Raw genomic sequence first — 14,726 nt, 5'->3', positions numbered from 1 at the left:
ACCAGCACCGGATAGCCTGGCCGACCGGGACTCTCCTCATCCCGCAAATGGCCGATCAGCTTCTCGAACCGGTACCACTTGACCAGGCCAGCCAGCCGATCCAGCGCCGCATTGGCGCCGGCCCCCTTCGGCATCAGCGCTTCCACAAAGCTCGGCTGTCCCGTCTGCTTAACCGCCATCGCTACCCTCCAAGGCTTTGCCCTAGGGAATCACAATTGACGAATTACGCAACAGGCCCACAAAGGGAGAAGGGAAGAAGCACCGTCGCTCAGGCTGATAATCTAGTTCGCCGCCGACCTCGCGGCCGGCATGTAGATCTGCGCGTAGCCTTCCTTGATCGCGGACGTGATGCGGTCGAGGCGGCGGTCGATGTGCTTTTCCAGCACGGAGACGCAAGCCTCCTCATTGCGCGCCTTCAACCCTTCGACGACGGCGCGGTGCTCGGCCTGCGTGTTGGAGCGGTTGACGCGGTCCATGTCGATCCAGCGCACGAAGCGGATGCGGGCGTTGACGTTGCGCAGCACGCGCAGCATCTCGGCGTTGTTCGACATCGCCATCAGCCGCTCGTGAAAGGTCTCGTCCAGCTCGACGAGCTCGACCGAGGAGCGCTCGCCGGGATCGGGACCGGTCGCTTCGAGGAATTTCAAGAGCGCGTCGATGTCTTCATCTTTGGCACGCTTGACAGCGAGACGGACCGAGGCGACCTCGATCGACTTGCGCAGCTCGTAGAGATCGAAGATCTCGTGCGCGTCGAGCTCGCGGCAGAAGAAGCCCTTGCCCGGCGTGAAGCGCAGGAAGCCTTCGGTGTTGAGACGGTTGAGCGCCTCGCGCAGCGGCGTGCGGCTGACGCCGAGACGTTTTGCCAGCTCGCCTTCGTTGAGTCGTTCGCCCGGCTTGAACTCGTAGCTCACGGCCATCGCCTTGAGCTGTTCATAGACGCGATCGACGATGCTATCGGAAGCCAGTTCCACGTTGCTCTTCATAAGCTGCATTCATGCCCGAACACAGCCCAATATACCGGGGCCGTGAAGATGATTGCAATGCAAAGGACAGCTTGGCAGAGCTTGTTCAGAGCTTTGCGACACCTGGAATCAGGCAAAGACGCGCGGGCGCAGTCCAGCATGAAACCAGGTGATCATGGAATAGATATCGTAGACCGGCAGCCCGACCTCGGCCTGCAGCGCCGCCGCGTAAGGCGGCATGTTGGTGCATTCGAGCACGATGGCGCCGACGTCGGGGTTCTTTGCGACGAGCTGCTTGCCCGCCTCGACCACGTCGCGCTCGGCCAAGCCGACGTCCATGTCGTCCTTCTCGGCCTTGATCAGGACGCGGAAGAATTCCTTGCCGTTCTCGGTGCCGACCAGCGGCGTGTCGAGCGGCACGCCGGCGCCTTCGAGATGGGCCGGCGTCAGGGTCGAGCCCGACACCGTGACGAGGCCGACGCGCTTGCCGGGCGGCAAGGTCGCCTGCACCCACGGCACCTGCATCAGCGATGAGGTCGCAACCGGCACGCCGACGGCCGCCGCGATCTCCCTCTGAAACAACGAGAGGAAACCGCAATTGGTGGTGATGGCTTCCGCGCCAAGCCGCACCAGATCCTTCGCCGCATCGATGAAGTCAGGCAGCAGGCCGGCCGCGCCCTTCAGCACCACCTTCTCCGGCGAGGCGCCGCTCACCACGCGATAGAGCACCGGGAATGGCCAGGTCGAGCCGTTGCCCATGTCACCGGGAATGCGGGGAAAGCGCGCCTCCAGCATCAGGATGCCGAGCGGCGCGCCATAGATGGCCTTGCCGCCACGGGCGATGCGGGAGGACGAGCTGGCAGAACTGGTCATGGTGCGACCTCAGAGGAAGCGGGTGGGCGAGAACGGCGCAAGCGGAATCTCGGGCTGCTTGCCGCTCAGAAGCTGGGCGACGAGACGGCCGGTGCGGGCCGAGCCGACCAGGCCGACATGGCCGTGGCCGAAGGCATAGACGATGTCGCGCGAGACGCGCGCGTAACCGATGCAGGGACGTCCGTCCGGCATGCTGGGCCGATGACCGAACCAGGTCTTGATGCGCGAGGCCGGAATGTCCCTCGGAAGTTTCGGGAACATGCTGAAGAGATGGTCGCGCAGGATCTCGGCGCGCTTCCAGTTCGGCGCGGCCTCGAGGCCGGCGATCTCGACGGTGCCGGCGGCGCGCAGGCCCTTGTCGGTCCAGTTCACCACCATCTTGGCATCCGATGCCATGATCGAGCTGCGCGGACCCGATTCCGGATTCTCGATCATGACGTGATAGCCGCGCTCGGTTTCCAACGGCAGCGGATCGCCGACGGACGCGGTGAGCTGCTTCGATCGGGCGCCGGCGGCGACCACCGCTGCATCGCAAGCAATCTCACCAGTCTCGGTGAGAACAGCCACGAGCTTGTCGCCGGAAAGCTTCAGCCCCGTCGCCTTGGCACGCACGAGCTTGGCACCGCTTGCCAGCGCGTGATTGGCCAGTGCCGCAACGTAAGCGCCGGGATCGCGGCAGCGCCCGGCCTCTTCCACCACCACGCCGAAGGTGTAGCGCGGATGCAGGTCCGGCTCACGTTGCCGCATCTCGTCGGCGTTGAGCTCCAGCCACTCGACGCCAACTCGCTTGCGCAGGCGCCAGCCGAGATCGTTGTCGAAATTGCCGCGCGACGGAAAGGCATGCATCACGCCGTTGCGCTCGATCAGCTCTGGAACGCCGGCCTCCTCCGCGAGCTTCCTGTGCAGCAGCGGTGCATCCTTCAGGAGATCGCGTAGCGCGAAGGCGGTCTTCTCGACGCGCGCCTCGGTCCAGCCCGAGAGCAGGTACTTGATCAGCCAGGGCAGGGCCGTCGGCAGATACGACCAGCGGATCGCGAGCGGGCCGAGCGGATCCATCAGATAGAACGGCACCTTCTTCCAGATGCCAGGCTCGGCCGGCGGGATCACCGAATGCGAGGAGAGCCAGCCGGCATTGCCGTAGCTCGCCGCCTGTTCGCCACCGGGCTCGCCCGGATCAATCAGCGTGACGCGGTGGCCCTCGCGCAGCGCCTCGATGGCGCTGATCACGCCGACCGCGCCGGCTCCGATGATGGCGACGTGGCGGCCTTCGGGCATCGCTTACGCCTTCACCGACGGCACAAAATCCTTGCCGACCGAGATCGCGCGCGGATCGATGATGCAATGGAGGATCGACGGCTTGCCCGACGCCAGTGCGCGTTCGAATGCCGGCGCAAACTCCTCGGTGCGCTCGACACGTTCGCCATGGCCGCCGAACGCCTTGGCGTACATCGCAAAGTCCGGGTTCTTGAGTTGGGTGCCGACGACGCGGCCGGGATAGTCGCGCTCCTGGTGCATGCGGATGGTGCCGTATTGCGAATTGTCGACGACGATGACGACGAGCGGCGCGTCGTACTGCACGGCGGTCGCGAATTCCTGGCCGTTCATCAGGAAGCAGCCGTCGCCGGCAAAGGCAATGACGGTGCGATCCGGATATTGGCGCTTCGCGAGCACAGCCGCCGGCACGCCATACCCCATCGAGCCCGAGGTCGGGGCGAGCTGGGACGCAAAGCTGTGAAAGCGATGGTGGCGATGGATCCAGCCGGCATAGTTGCCGGCACCGTTGCAGACGATCGCGTCCTTTGGCAGCCGGTCGCGCAGCCAGGTCATGACCTGGCCGTACTGGAACGCGCCCGGCAGCTCGCGCGCCTTCTCGGTCCAGGCGAGGTAATCGGCATGCGCCTTGGCGGCCTCGCCCTTCCAGGCCACCGCGCCGGAGGGCTTCAGCGTCTCGACCGCGGCGGCGAACGCGGCGGGCGTCGCCTGGATCGCGAGCGCCGGCTGGTAGACGCGGCCGAGCTCCTCGGAGCCCGGATGCACATGGATCAGCTTCTGCTGCGGGGTGGGAATGTCGAGCAGCGTGTAGGACGAGGACGGCATCTCCGACATGCGGCCGCCGATCAGCAGAACGACATCGGCGCCATCGATGCGCGCCTTCAGGCCCGGGCTCGGCCCGATGCCGAGATCGCCGGCGTAATGCGAATGGTCGGCGTCGATCAGCGAGGCCCGGCGGAACGAGGTCGCCACCGGCAGGTCGAACCGCTCGGCAAAGCGCGCGATGCTCCTGGTCGCCTCATCGGTCCAGCGCGAGCCACCGAGAATGACCAGCGGCGCCTTGGCGCTCGCAAGCATCGCACCGGCGCGTTCGATGTCCGCGGGCGCGGGCCAGCTCACCGCCGGCTCGATGCGCATGGCATCGGCGACGGCGGCGGTCTCGGTCAGCATGTTCTCCGGCAGCGAGATCACCACGGGACCCGGACGGCCCTGCATGGCGACACGGAAGGCGCGCGCGACCAGCTCCGGAATGCGGTCGGGGCGATCGATCTCGACCGCCCATTTCGCCATGGTGCCGAACACCGCCTTGTAGTCGAGCTCCTGGAACGCCTCGCGCTCGCGCATGCCGGTGTCGACCTGGCCGACGAACAGGATCATCGGCGTCGAATCCTGCATCGCGATGTGGACGCCATGGCTGGCATTGGTCGCGCCGGGGCCGCGGGTGACGAAGCAGACGCCCGGGCGGCCCGTGAGCTTGCCATAGGCCTCTGCCATCATCGCGGCGCCACCTTCGGCGCGGCAGATCATGACGTCGATCGGGCTGTCATGCAGCGCGTCGAGCGCCGCCAGATAGCTCTCGCCCGGCACACAGGTGACGCGCTCGACGCCCTGGGCGACGAGCTGATCGATCAGGATCTGGCCCCCGGTGCGGGTGTTACGAATGGTCATGACGGCTCCCTGCAGGCTTTGGCGATGCGCTCGAGCGCCTCGCGAAAATTTCGTTCGGAGGTGGCGTAGGACAGGCCAACAGGAGGTGCAAGATCGAAAGGCTTCCCGCTCCCTGCGCAGGCGTCATGCCCGCCCCTGCTGTTTGCACTACCGCCCATTCGCCATGATGCGGCGGCAGTGATCGAGCGCCGCGCCGATCAGGTTGTCACTCGCCTCCGGCGTGCGGAACGCCGAATGCGCCGATAGCGTCACGTTCGGCAGCTTCGTCAGCGGATGGCCCGGGGGCAGCGGCTCGACGGTGAAGACGTCGAGGCCGGCATGGGCGATGTGGCCGGAGCGTAGCGCATCACACATCGCGTCCTCGTCGACCACGGCGCCGCGCGCCGTGTTGATCAGGATGGCGCCGGGACGCATCTGCGCGATGCGCTCGCGCGACAGAAACCCCTTGGTCTCGTCGTTGAGAAGCAGATGCAGCGAGACGACGTGGCTGTCCGCGAGAAGCTTCTCCAGGGAGACGAATTCGACGCCGGCATGCGTCTTCGGCGATCTGTTCCAGGCGATCACCTTCATGCCGCAGCCAAGCGCCATGCGCGCGGCTTCCGCCGCGATGCCGCCGAAGCCGATCAGGCCGAGCGTCTTGCCGGTGAGCTGCAGCGCGTCGCGGCGCAGCCAATTGCCCTCACGCATGCCGCGATCCATCTCTCCGAAGCTCTTTGCCGAGGCCCACATCAGGGCGATCGCGCATTCGGCGACGGCCGTGTCGCCATAGCCCTTGATGGTGTGAACGGAGATGCCGCGCTGGCCGAGCTCTTCCGGATTCACGTAGCTGCGCGCGCCGGTGCCGAGGAAGACGACGTGCTTCAAGGCAGGACATTTCGCGGCAATCGCCGTCGGCACCGCGGTATGGTCGACGATCATGATCTCGACGCCGTCAAGAAGGCCTGGCAGGTCGTCGGGAGTGATCGCGGGGTTGCGATTGATGCCGACCGGAAGGCCGTCCGCGCGCAGCAGTTTCTCGGTGACCGCGGCAAGGGTGTCATTGGCATCGACGAAGAGCGCGCGCACGGGCCTGTCTTTCCTGTCCAGTTTGAAATACCGTATTGCATTTTAGTCTGAATACAGAAATAGTCCAGACGCCGGGTTCGAATGTCCAGAAGCGACTGCCCAGGAGAACTGCCATGAATCGCAGGGATGCACTCACCACTGTCGCCCTCGCTGGAGCTGCGATCGCCGCAACCGGTTCGGCCAAGGCCGACACCGCGCCGGGCTCGACGCTCGAACGGATCAAGAAGAGCGGTGTGCTGCGGATCGCCGTCATCGCCGGCCAGGATCCCTACTTCCACAAGGACCTCGCCACCAATCAATGGTCGGGCGCCTGCATCGACATGGCGAACGACATCGCCGGCAAGCTCGGTGCCAAGGTCGAGACGCTGGAATCGACCTGGGGCAACCAGATCCTGGATCTCCAGGCCGAGAAGATCGACCTTGCCTTCGCCGTGAACCCGACACCGGAGCGCTCACTGGTCATCGACTTTTCCACCCCCATCCTGGTGCACTCCTTCACCGTCATCACCAAGAAGGGTTTTGCCAAGCCGCAAACCTGGGCGGAGCTGAACAAGCCCGAGGTCAAGATCGCCGTCGACATCGGCTCGACCCACGAGACGATCGCGCGCCGCTATTGCCCGAAGGCGACGATCCTCGGCTTCAAGGAGCGCAACGAGGCGATCCTCGCCGTCGCCACCGGACGCGCGGACTGCAACATTTCGCTGGCGGTGCTTTCGGTCGCGACCTTGAAGAAGAACCCGACGCTCGGTGAGCTCGCGGTGCCACGTCCGCTGCTCACACTACCGACCAACATGGGCATCCGCGCCGAAAGCGACCGGCGCTACAAGGACTTTCTCAGCGCCTGGGCCGACTACAACCGCTCGCTGGGCCAGACCCGCGAATGGATGTTGAAGGGTTTTGAAGCCGTCGGTCTCGGCGCGGACGACATTCCCGGCGAAGTGCAGTTCTGACACATTCGTCGTTCGGGTTGCCGCGCCCCCGGTTTCCATGGAAACTGGCGGGAGAAACAGTGATGCTCGAGCGCATGCCGCCCCCATCGAAGCGCACCAACGACCCCGAGCGCACCAAGCGCGACATCCTCGAAGTGGCGATGGCCGAATTCGCCTCGGAGGGCTATTCCGGCGCCCGCGTCGATGCGATCGCCGCGCGAACGCGCACGTCGAAGCGGATGATCTATTACTACTTCGGCGGCAAGGAGCAGCTCTACCTCGCGGTGCTGGAGGAGGCCTATCGCAGCATCCGCGCGCTCGAGGATCAGCTCGACATCGAAAGCTGCGACGCGCGCGAGGGATTGCGCCGGCTGATCGAGGCGACCTTCGACCATGACGAGCGCAATCCGAACTTCATCCGCCTCGTCTCGATCGAGAACATCCACCACGGCAAGCACCTGAAGCAGAACCTGCAACTGCGCCAGCTCAACGCCAGCGTGATCGCGACGCTCGACGGCATCCTCAGGCGCGGCCGCACCGAGGGCGTCTTCCGCGACGACGTCGACGCCATCGACCTGCACCTGGCCATCAGCTCCTACTGCTTCTTCCGCGTCGCCAACCGCCACACCTTCGGCGCCCTGTTCGACCGCGACCTCAGCGAGCCCAGGGTGCTGGCGAAGAGCCGGACGCAGATCGTGGAGATGATTTTGGCGTGGCTGGCGGCGAAGGCCTAGCGACCTCCACACACGCGCTGTCATGCCCCGGCTTGACCGGGGCATCCAGTACGCTGCAGCCTATCGAGGAATCACTACGTCTCTGGAATACTGGATCACCCGCCTTCGCGGGTGATGACACCGAGAGCGGAGCAGCAGCCCCCTCACCCACTCCGCTTCTGCCGCGTGCTCGCCAGCAGCACCAGCATGAAGGAGGCCGCCGTCATCAGCGTCGAGATCGCGGCAATCGTCGGGTCGATCTCGTCGCGGAGCGCGGTGAACATGCGCTTGGTCAGCGGCTGGTATTGGCCGCCGGAGATGAACAGCGCGACGATGGTCTCGTCCATCGCCGAGATGAAGGCGAAGATGCCGCCGGCGACCACGCTGGACATGATCTGCGGCAGCGTCACCGCGAAGAAGCTGCGCAGGCGGTTCATGCCGAGGCTGCGCGCCACCATCTCCTGCGCCGGATCGAAGCTCTGGAGCCCCGCGAGCACGGAAATGACGACATATGGCAGGCCCAGCATCACGTTCGCCAGCACGAGGCCCGGCAGGGTCGCGACCAGGCCGACCTTGGCATAGACGAAGAAGATGCCGACGGCGGTGATGATGATCGGCACCACCAGCGGCAGCAGCAGCGCCATGTGGATGATCCGCATGATGCGCAGCTTCGACTGGCTGATGGCATAGGCGGCGGCAACCCCGAGCGGCGTTGCGATGACCACGGTGAAAAACGCGACCGTCAGCGTCACCCGCGTCGCCTGCATCCAGGCCGGGTTGGCGAAATATTGCTGGTACCAGCGCAGCGAGAAGGACGGCGGCGGGAAGGTCAAAAAGCGCGCGCTGGAGAAGGAGATCGGCGCGATGATCAGCACCGGCAGGATCAGATAGACCAGCACCAGCGCGCTGATCACGTAGAGGACGATCCGGGCGGGGGACAAGCGCGTCATTTCTGCCCCAATATGCGATCGAGCGAAATGAAGCGGCTGACGACGAGGAAGATCAGGAGCACGCTGACGAGCAGCACCACCGCGACCGCACTGGCCGCGCCGAACTGGTTGTAGAGTTCGACATTGCGGCTCACCAGCATCGACACCATCACCGTGCGGCCGCCGCCGAGCAATTCCGGCGTGATGTAGAAGCCGAGGCAGAGCACGAACACCATGGTGCAGCCCGCGAGCACGCCCGGCAGCGACAGCGGCAGGAAGACGCGGACGAAGGTGAGCGACGGGCTGGCCCCCAGGCTGGCGCCGGCCTGCATGAGGTCGCCGGGGATCTTCTGCATGGTGGCGTAGAGCGGCAACACCATGAACGGCAGCAGGATGTGCACGGTCGCCACCACCGTGCCGAAGGTGTTGTGGACCAGCGCGAGCGGCTCGGAGATCACATCGAGATAACGCAAAAGCTGGTTGATCACGCCGGTGCGCTGGAGCAGCGCCAGCCACGCATAGGCACGGACCAGCACACTGGTCCAGAACGGCAGCACGACCAGCGACAGGATGAGGATGCTCCAGCCTTTCGGCACGGCATTGGCGAGATACGCCACGGGATAGCCGAGGAGCAGCGCGATCAATGTGACCGCGAGGCTGATCTCGAAGGTCAGCGCAAAGCTGCGCCAGTAGATGTCTTCGGTGAAGACGCGGCGATAGTTCTCCAGCGTGAAGCCGTCATGGTAGATCGACTGCCAGGCCAGCCAGCCGACCGGCAGCACGATCAGAGCCAGGATCACCAGCAGCGCCGGCGACACCAATGCCAGCATCAGGCCGTGCTCGCGGCGCTGATGCTTTTGGGAGGGATCTGGCACTGACATCGTCAACGCTGCCTCGCTTCGCTTAGCTCTACGTCTACTTCTGCATGAACGACGCCCAGCGCTTTTCAGCGGCCTCGCCGGCCGGCGACGACCACCAGGCGTAGGACATCAGCGCCTGCTTGGCCGCGTTGGCCGGCTCGCTCGGCAGTTGCGCCGCGCGCTCGGCCTTGATCACGTTGGTCTCGAACGCCTTGGGATTGCCCGGGCCGTAGTCGATATGCAGCGGCAGATTGGCCTGGTGCACGGGATCGACGGCCTCGTTGAGGAATTTCACCGCCGTCTCGAGATTCGGCGCCCCCTTGAGGATGCAGAGCGAGGTGCTCTGAAGGATGCCCTGGTTGTAGGTGAAGGACACCTTTGCGCCTTCCTTGGCCACCGCGCTGACGCGGCCGTTCCAGGCCATCTCCATGTCGACTTCGCCGTCATTGAGAAGCTGCGCCGACTGCGCGCCCGACGTCCACCACACCGTAATGTGCGGCTTGATCTCTTCCAGTTTCTTGAAGGCACGGTCGACGTCGAGCGGATAAAGCTTGTCGGGCGCGACGCCGTCGGCCATCAGCGCGGCTTCCAGCGTGGCGATCGGGTGATTGCGTAGCGCGCGGCGGCCGGGGAATTTCTTGACGTCCCAGAAATCGATCCAGCTGTTCGGCGCGTCCTTCGGGAAGGTCTTTTGGCTAAAGGCCAGCACGCTGGAATAGAACTCGTAGGATACCGAATAGGGGCTGCGATAGGCCTCCGGCATCGCCGCGGCGTTCGGGATTTTCGAGAAGTCGAGCTTCTCGATCAGCCCCTGCTCGCCGCCGCGCAGGCAATAGCCCGTCGGGGTGTCGACGACATCCCAGATCGGCTTGCCGCTGCCGACCTGGGTCTTGATCGCGGGCCAGGCATCGGGAATGGAGTCCTGGTTGATGGTGATGCCGAGCTTCTTGGCGGAAGGATCGAGAATCGCCACCGTCTGCGCCTGCTGATAGGCGCCGCCTTGCGAAACGAAGGTGATCTGCTCGGCCGCGCTGGCCGCCGTGCCGCCAAACGCGATCGCGCCCAACAGGGCGTAGCCCAATGCAGAATTCTGTTTCGTCGTCATCCTCGCCTCCTCCATCGCCAAAGAGATCTCACTGACCGATCGCATCGAGAAACTGGTACCAGCCGGCGACCATGCGCACGGCGGGCTCGCGCAGCGGATAGAACGGAATCGCCTTCATCCGCCGCGCGTCGAGCAGGCCGACGTCGGGCGCCTCGCCGCGCACGAAGGCGGCGAGATAGCGCCCCATCAGGCTCGACATCGCAACGCCGGCGCCGTTGTAGCCCATCGAGAACAGCGTGCGGTCGTCGAGCCGGCCGATATGCGGCACCGAGTCCAGCGTCATGGCGACGAGGCCCGACCATTTGTAGGCGAGCGGCACCTCGGTGAGATCAGGGAAGATGCCGACCATCGCCTTGCGCAAGGCGTCGAACGCGGCTTCGGAGTCCTCTTTGCCGAACGCGCCGCGGCCGCCAAAGATGACGCGGTTGTCGACCATGCGGAACCAGCGCATCATGCGCTTGGTCTCGGTATAGGTGCGCCCGGTCGGCATCAGCTTTCCGGCGAGATTGCGCGGCAGTTTTTCCGTTGCGACCATGGCGCTGCGGAACGGGATCAGCGTGCGCTGCATCTGCGCGGTGGCGCCGGTGAGGTCCGAGTAGCTGTTGGTGGCGATGATCGCCTGCTTCGCCCGCACCGCGCCCTGCGGCGTCTCCGCGACGATGCCGCCCTGCTCTCGCCTCAGCTTGAGCACCGGCGATTCCTGGAAAATGGAGACACCGCGGCGCGCCACGCCGTCGGCGAGGCCGCGCAGATAGTTCAGCGGATGAATACCGCCCGAGCCGGGATTGAGCACGCCACCGACGAAGATGTCCGAGCCGGTCTCCTCGCGCACCCCGCGCTTGTCGAGGATGCGGACCTCCACATCGCCCATCTCGCGCGTCATCCAATTGGCTTCGTCGATCGCGGCCCTCAAGGTCGTCTCGTTGTGCGCGGCCTTGACCTGGCCTGCGCGCGTCAACGCGGCGCTGGTGATGCCGAACTCGGACACCAGCTCCTCGACGATGTCAGTCGATTCATGCGCGATCTCGTACATGCGCCGCGCCATGGCGCGGCCGTGCACGGCGTCGATCTCGCGAAACGACAGGCGGAATTTCGCGGTGATCACCCCGCCGTTGCGCCCGCTCGCGCCCCAGCCGGGGCGGTTGGCCTCGAGCACGACAGGGGCGAGCCCGCTTTTGGCGATGTGGTGCGCTGCGGACAGGCCGGTATAGCCCGCACCGATGATCACCACGTCCGCCTGCAGCTCGCCCGACAGGACCGGAAACGCGCGCGCCGCTTCCGCCGTGGCTTCCCACAGCGAATTGGCCGATGGCAGCGCGCTCCAGTCTCGTGTCATGCCCGCGCTCATGAGTTACGCCGCCGGCCCGATCGCAGCGTCGGCGAGCGCCTTCAGCGTCGGATAATGGAAGTCCGGCTTGGTCAGCGTCTCCACCGCCGGCGTGCCACCGAAACCGGCGATGCCCTGGCGGCGCTCGATCCAGCACACCTTGTAGCCGAGCTTCCGCGCGATCCCGATGTCGTGGTACTGGCTCTGCGCGACGTGGAGGATGTCGGACTGCTTGTAGCCGAAGGCGGACTGGCGGCCCTTGTTGTAGGCGAAGAATTCCGGGTTCGGCTTGGCAACGCCGGTGTCATCGGCGCAGACGGTGTCGTCGAAGGGATTGCCGAGCGCGTGCGCGTAACACGAGAGCGCGACGCGGTCCGCATTGGTCATCGCAACCAGACGGAATTTCGTGCGCAGACGCTTCAAGGCCTCGACCGAGTCCGGGAACGGCCCCCAGCGCAGCACGGCGAGCTGGAACACGTCGCAGGACGCATCGTCCGCCGGCAGCCCGAGCTCCTTGGCGAGATGGCGGTAGACGTGGAACATCACCTCGCTGGAGCGCTCATAATGCTTGTCGCGGCCGCGCTTGTAGGATTCGAAGATCTTGTCGTCGCTGAGCTCGGCCGGCGTCTTGCCCGAAATCCTGCGCACCGCGGAAAGCACGCCGGTCTCGAAATCGATCAAGGTGCCGACGACGTCGAAGGTGAGAACCTTGAAATTGCTGAACGAGGCTGGGGACGACATTTGCGTTTCTTCTCTCGGGTTGGACTAGGCTGGATTCAGTCTCCCACCCTGGGGACGACGATGGTGTCCTCGGGGTGGAGGGTGACGGTGAGGTTGCCGCCGAGCGGCGGGATGCGGCTGTAGGCCTGGTGGTAGCTCGGCTGGCGCAGGCTGAGCGCGATGCCGCCTTCGAGCGCGAGGAAAATGCGCAGGCTTTCGCCCTGGTAGACGATCTCGGTGACGGTGCCGCTGAGCCGGTTGCAGGCGGCATCCTGCGCGCCGTCGTCGATCAGCAGCTTCTCGCTGTGCACGGCCAGCATCAAGGCATCGCCGTCGGGAATGGCGCGGGCACTGCGCAACAGGGCGTTGCCGAGCGCGACGCTGGAGGCATCGACGCGGCGGACCGGCAGCATCGTCGCCTCGCCGATGAAGCTTGCGACGAAGGAATCGGCGGGATGGTCGTGCAGGCGCGCCGGCTCGTCGATCTGGATCAGCCGGCCGTCCTTCATCACGGCGACGCGGTCGCTCATGGTCAGCGCCTCGCGCTGGTCGTGGGTGACGTAGATGATGGTGGCGCCGATGCGCCGGTGCAGCGCGCGCAGCTCGATCTGCATGGATTCGCGCAGCTGCTTGTCGAGCGCGGAGAGCGGCTCGTCCATCAGGATCAGCTGCGGCTCGAAGATCATGGCGCGTGCGAGCGCCACGCGCTGGCGCTGGCCGCCGGAGAGCTGCGCGATGCCGCGTTCCTCGTAGCCGGCAAGGCCGACCATCGCCAGCGCGGCGCGCACCTTGTCCGGCCAACTCGCCTTCGGCAGGTGGCGCGCGCGCAAGGGGAAGGCGACGTTCTCGCCGACGCTCATGTGCGGGAACAGCGCGTAGTTCTGGAACACGACGCCGATGTCGCGCTTGTGCGGCGGCATGTAAGTGACGTCGCGGCCACCGAAGAGAATGGTTCCCGAGGTCGGCAGGATGAAGCCGCCCAAAATGCCGAGCAGCGTGGTCTTGCCGGAACCGGAGGGGCCGAGCAGCGAGACGAACTCACCGGCGCCGACATTGAGGGACACGTCGTCGAGGGCGCGAACCGCGCCGTAAGCCTTGCTCGCGGACCTGATCTCGACGCTTTCCGCTCGTTTGTCCAACGATCGACCTCGCCATGTCCTCAGCCGGCGTGCCTCACTGCGCGCCATAAGCCTGCTTTATAGACAGGGAGTTGGAGCACTCCTGGTTGCAGCGTGCACTGCAACCAATCCTTCGCTCGAAGCCCCTGTCTTTAGGCTGTCATGCCAATGACACCAGACTTGGCAAAACTCGGCAATTGCCAAATTCTCACCGCGCCCATAACATGGCGTTATGCCCGAGCTGCGCCGGATGCTGCCCTCCAGTAACGCCCTGTTCGTCTTCGACGCAGCGGCGCGCAATGGCAGTTTCACCGCGGCAGCCGCCGAACTGAACGTCACGCAACCGGCGGTGAGCCGGATGCTCGGACAGTTCGAGGAGCATCTCGGCGTCCGCCTGTTCGACCGCAAGGCTGGCCGCGCGGTGCTCACCGAGGAAGGCGAGCTCTTGTATCGCCGCGTGCTCGAAGGCTTTCGCAGCATCGAGAGCGGCCTCGTCGAGATCGAGCGGCGCCGCAAGGGCACCGAGACGGTGACGCTGTCGGTCTCCTCCGCCTTCACCACGCATTGGCTGATGCCGCGCATCGACAAGCTGCAGCGGCAGTTTCCTGAGGTCGACCTGCGCTTCCAGCTGATCTCCGGCGCGCTGCGCGGGCCGGTGGAGAATGTCGATCTCGGCATGCGCTTCCGCGACCGCGACGAGCCGTCATCCGGCGGCACGCTGGTGATGAAGGAAGTGATGCTGCCGATGTGCAGCCCCGGCTATCTCGGCGCGACCGATCCGGCCGAGGGCAACACCATCATCCGCCTCGCCGAGACGCCCGGCGACTGGGCCGCGGATTACGCATCGCTTCTCACCGGGCGCCGCGGCGCGGCCAAGGCGCTGAGTTTCACCGACTATGCCGTCGTGATGCAGGCTGCGCTGCTCGGCCAGGGCATCGCGCTGGGCTGGCTGACGGTCGCCTCGCACTGGCTCTTGACCGGCGCGCTGGTGCCGGCCTCCGACACACTCACCACCACGCGCCGTATCTGCGAATTCCTGCCGCCGCGCAACCGGCCGATGCGCCCCATCGCCACTGAGATCCGCGACTGGATCATCGCGCAGATGAAAAGCGAGATCGCCGCGATCGACAAGCTCTATCCCAAACTCGGCGCGATGGCCGCGTGCTATTAGTTGCCCCCTCTCCC

At 65.5% G+C, this 14,726-nt stretch carries 14 protein-coding genes; 3 read left to right on the top strand and 11 right to left on the bottom strand.

Features of this window, described 5'->3' with window-relative positions:
- Window positions 1-281: 281 nt before the first annotated feature.
- The 5 genes from A3M7_RS0123885 to A3M7_RS0123865 form a co-directional block, all read right to left on the bottom strand.
- Window positions 282-983 (bottom strand): GntR family transcriptional regulator, encoded by a 702-nt coding sequence (locus A3M7_RS0123885; RefSeq protein WP_245284308.1) that lies wholly within the window; start codon window positions 981-983, stop codon window positions 282-284.
- Between the two features lie 108 nt (window positions 984-1,091).
- Complete coding sequence (locus A3M7_RS0123880) at window positions 1,092-1,835, bottom strand: aspartate/glutamate racemase family protein (protein WP_027546161.1); 744 nt, start codon at window positions 1,833-1,835, stop codon at window positions 1,092-1,094.
- A 9-nt stretch (window positions 1,836-1,844) separates the two neighbouring features.
- Window positions 1,845-3,110, bottom strand: a complete 1,266-nt coding sequence (locus A3M7_RS0123875) for an FAD-binding oxidoreductase (RefSeq protein ID WP_027546160.1) — start codon at window positions 3,108-3,110, stop codon at window positions 1,845-1,847.
- A 3-nt stretch (window positions 3,111-3,113) separates the two neighbouring features.
- Complete coding sequence (locus tag A3M7_RS0123870) at window positions 3,114-4,775, bottom strand: thiamine pyrophosphate-binding protein (RefSeq protein WP_027546159.1); 1,662 nt, start codon at window positions 4,773-4,775, stop codon at window positions 3,114-3,116.
- A gap of 147 nt (window positions 4,776-4,922) precedes the next feature.
- Window positions 4,923-5,840, bottom strand: coding sequence for an NAD(P)-dependent oxidoreductase (locus tag A3M7_RS0123865; protein ID WP_027546158.1), 918 nt, complete (start codon window positions 5,838-5,840; stop codon window positions 4,923-4,925).
- 113 nt (window positions 5,841-5,953) lie between these two features.
- On the opposite strand from A3M7_RS0123865, the gene A3M7_RS0123860 reads away from it, so the two are divergent.
- Window positions 5,954-6,790 carry a transporter substrate-binding domain-containing protein gene (locus A3M7_RS0123860; protein ID WP_027546157.1) on the top strand — a complete coding sequence of 279 codons (837 nt, stop codon included), beginning with the start codon at window positions 5,954-5,956 and terminating at the stop codon, window positions 6,788-6,790.
- A gap of 62 nt (window positions 6,791-6,852) precedes the next feature.
- The gene (locus A3M7_RS0123855; RefSeq protein WP_027546156.1) at window positions 6,853-7,503 is read left to right on the top strand and encodes a TetR/AcrR family transcriptional regulator; all 651 of its coding nucleotides are present in this window, start codon (window positions 6,853-6,855) and stop codon (window positions 7,501-7,503) included.
- A gap of 143 nt (window positions 7,504-7,646) precedes the next feature.
- On the opposite strand, the gene A3M7_RS0123850 is transcribed toward A3M7_RS0123855, so the two are convergent.
- From A3M7_RS0123850 to A3M7_RS0123825, 6 genes are all read right to left on the bottom strand, one after another.
- On the bottom strand, window positions 7,647-8,432 hold the full coding sequence (locus A3M7_RS0123850) for an ABC transporter permease (RefSeq protein ID WP_027546155.1): 786 nt from the start codon (window positions 8,430-8,432) through the stop codon (window positions 7,647-7,649).
- Complete coding sequence (locus A3M7_RS0123845; protein ID WP_049823648.1) at window positions 8,429-9,241, bottom strand: ABC transporter permease; 813 nt, start codon at window positions 9,239-9,241, stop codon at window positions 8,429-8,431. Before A3M7_RS0123845 ends, A3M7_RS0123850 begins: the two co-directional genes overlap by 4 nt.
- Before the next feature lie 85 nt (window positions 9,242-9,326).
- Window positions 9,327-10,376, bottom strand: coding sequence for an ABC transporter substrate-binding protein (locus tag A3M7_RS0123840; protein WP_027546153.1), 1,050 nt, complete (start codon window positions 10,374-10,376; stop codon window positions 9,327-9,329).
- Between the two features lie 28 nt (window positions 10,377-10,404).
- On the bottom strand, window positions 10,405-11,712 hold the full coding sequence (locus A3M7_RS0123835; RefSeq protein ID WP_027546152.1) for an FAD-binding oxidoreductase: 1,308 nt from the start codon (window positions 11,710-11,712) through the stop codon (window positions 10,405-10,407).
- Window positions 11,713-11,727: 15 nt separating this feature from the next.
- Window positions 11,728-12,444 (bottom strand): HAD family hydrolase, encoded by a 717-nt coding sequence (locus A3M7_RS0123830; protein ID WP_027546151.1) that lies wholly within the window; start codon window positions 12,442-12,444, stop codon window positions 11,728-11,730.
- Between the two features lie 35 nt (window positions 12,445-12,479).
- Complete coding sequence (locus tag A3M7_RS0123825) at window positions 12,480-13,562, bottom strand: ABC transporter ATP-binding protein (protein ID WP_027546150.1); 1,083 nt, start codon at window positions 13,560-13,562, stop codon at window positions 12,480-12,482.
- Between the two features lie 211 nt (window positions 13,563-13,773).
- Here A3M7_RS0123825 and A3M7_RS0123820 point away from each other — a divergent pair, with 211 nt between their 5' ends.
- Window positions 13,774-14,712 (top strand): LysR family transcriptional regulator, encoded by a 939-nt coding sequence (locus A3M7_RS0123820; RefSeq protein WP_027546149.1) that lies wholly within the window; start codon window positions 13,774-13,776, stop codon window positions 14,710-14,712.
- Window positions 14,713-14,726: the final 14 nt, after the last annotated feature.

Source organism: Bradyrhizobium sp. WSM2254, from assembly GCF_000472645.1.
Taxonomy (GTDB): Bacteria; Pseudomonadota; Alphaproteobacteria; order Rhizobiales; family Xanthobacteraceae; genus Bradyrhizobium; species Bradyrhizobium niftali.
This window is presented reverse-complemented; position numbering and strand designations above follow the sequence as displayed.

Excerpts from the sequence above, each read along its gene's own strand:
- A3M7_RS0123885 (WP_245284308.1), bottom strand. The coding sequence starts at position 983 with ATGAAGAGCAACGTGGAACTGGCTTCCGATAGCATCGTCGATCGCGTC.
- A3M7_RS0123880 (WP_027546161.1), bottom strand. The coding sequence starts at position 1,835 with ATGACCAGTTCTGCCAGCTCGTCCTCCCGCATCGCCCGTGGCGGCAAG.
- A3M7_RS0123875 (WP_027546160.1), bottom strand. The coding sequence starts at position 3,110 with ATGCCCGAAGGCCGCCACGTCGCCATCATCGGAGCCGGCGCGGTCGGC.
- A3M7_RS0123870 (WP_027546159.1), bottom strand. The coding sequence starts at position 4,775 with ATGACCATTCGTAACACCCGCACCGGGGGCCAGATCCTGATCGATCAG.
- A3M7_RS0123860 (WP_027546157.1), top strand. The coding sequence starts at position 5,954 with ATGAATCGCAGGGATGCACTCACCACTGTCGCCCTCGCTGGAGCTGCG.
- A3M7_RS0123855 (WP_027546156.1), top strand. The coding sequence starts at position 6,853 with ATGCTCGAGCGCATGCCGCCCCCATCGAAGCGCACCAACGACCCCGAG.
- A3M7_RS0123850 (WP_027546155.1), bottom strand. The coding sequence starts at position 8,432 with ATGACGCGCTTGTCCCCCGCCCGGATCGTCCTCTACGTGATCAGCGCG.
- A3M7_RS0123845 (WP_049823648.1), bottom strand. The coding sequence starts at position 9,241 with ATGCTGGCATTGGTGTCGCCGGCGCTGCTGGTGATCCTGGCTCTGATC.
- A3M7_RS0123840 (WP_027546153.1), bottom strand. The coding sequence starts at position 10,376 with ATGACGACGAAACAGAATTCTGCATTGGGCTACGCCCTGTTGGGCGCG.
- A3M7_RS0123835 (WP_027546152.1), bottom strand. The coding sequence starts at position 11,712 with ATGACACGAGACTGGAGCGCGCTGCCATCGGCCAATTCGCTGTGGGAA.
- A3M7_RS0123830 (WP_027546151.1), bottom strand. The coding sequence starts at position 12,444 with ATGTCGTCCCCAGCCTCGTTCAGCAATTTCAAGGTTCTCACCTTCGAC.
- A3M7_RS0123820 (WP_027546149.1), top strand. The coding sequence starts at position 13,774 with ATGCCCGAGCTGCGCCGGATGCTGCCCTCCAGTAACGCCCTGTTCGTC.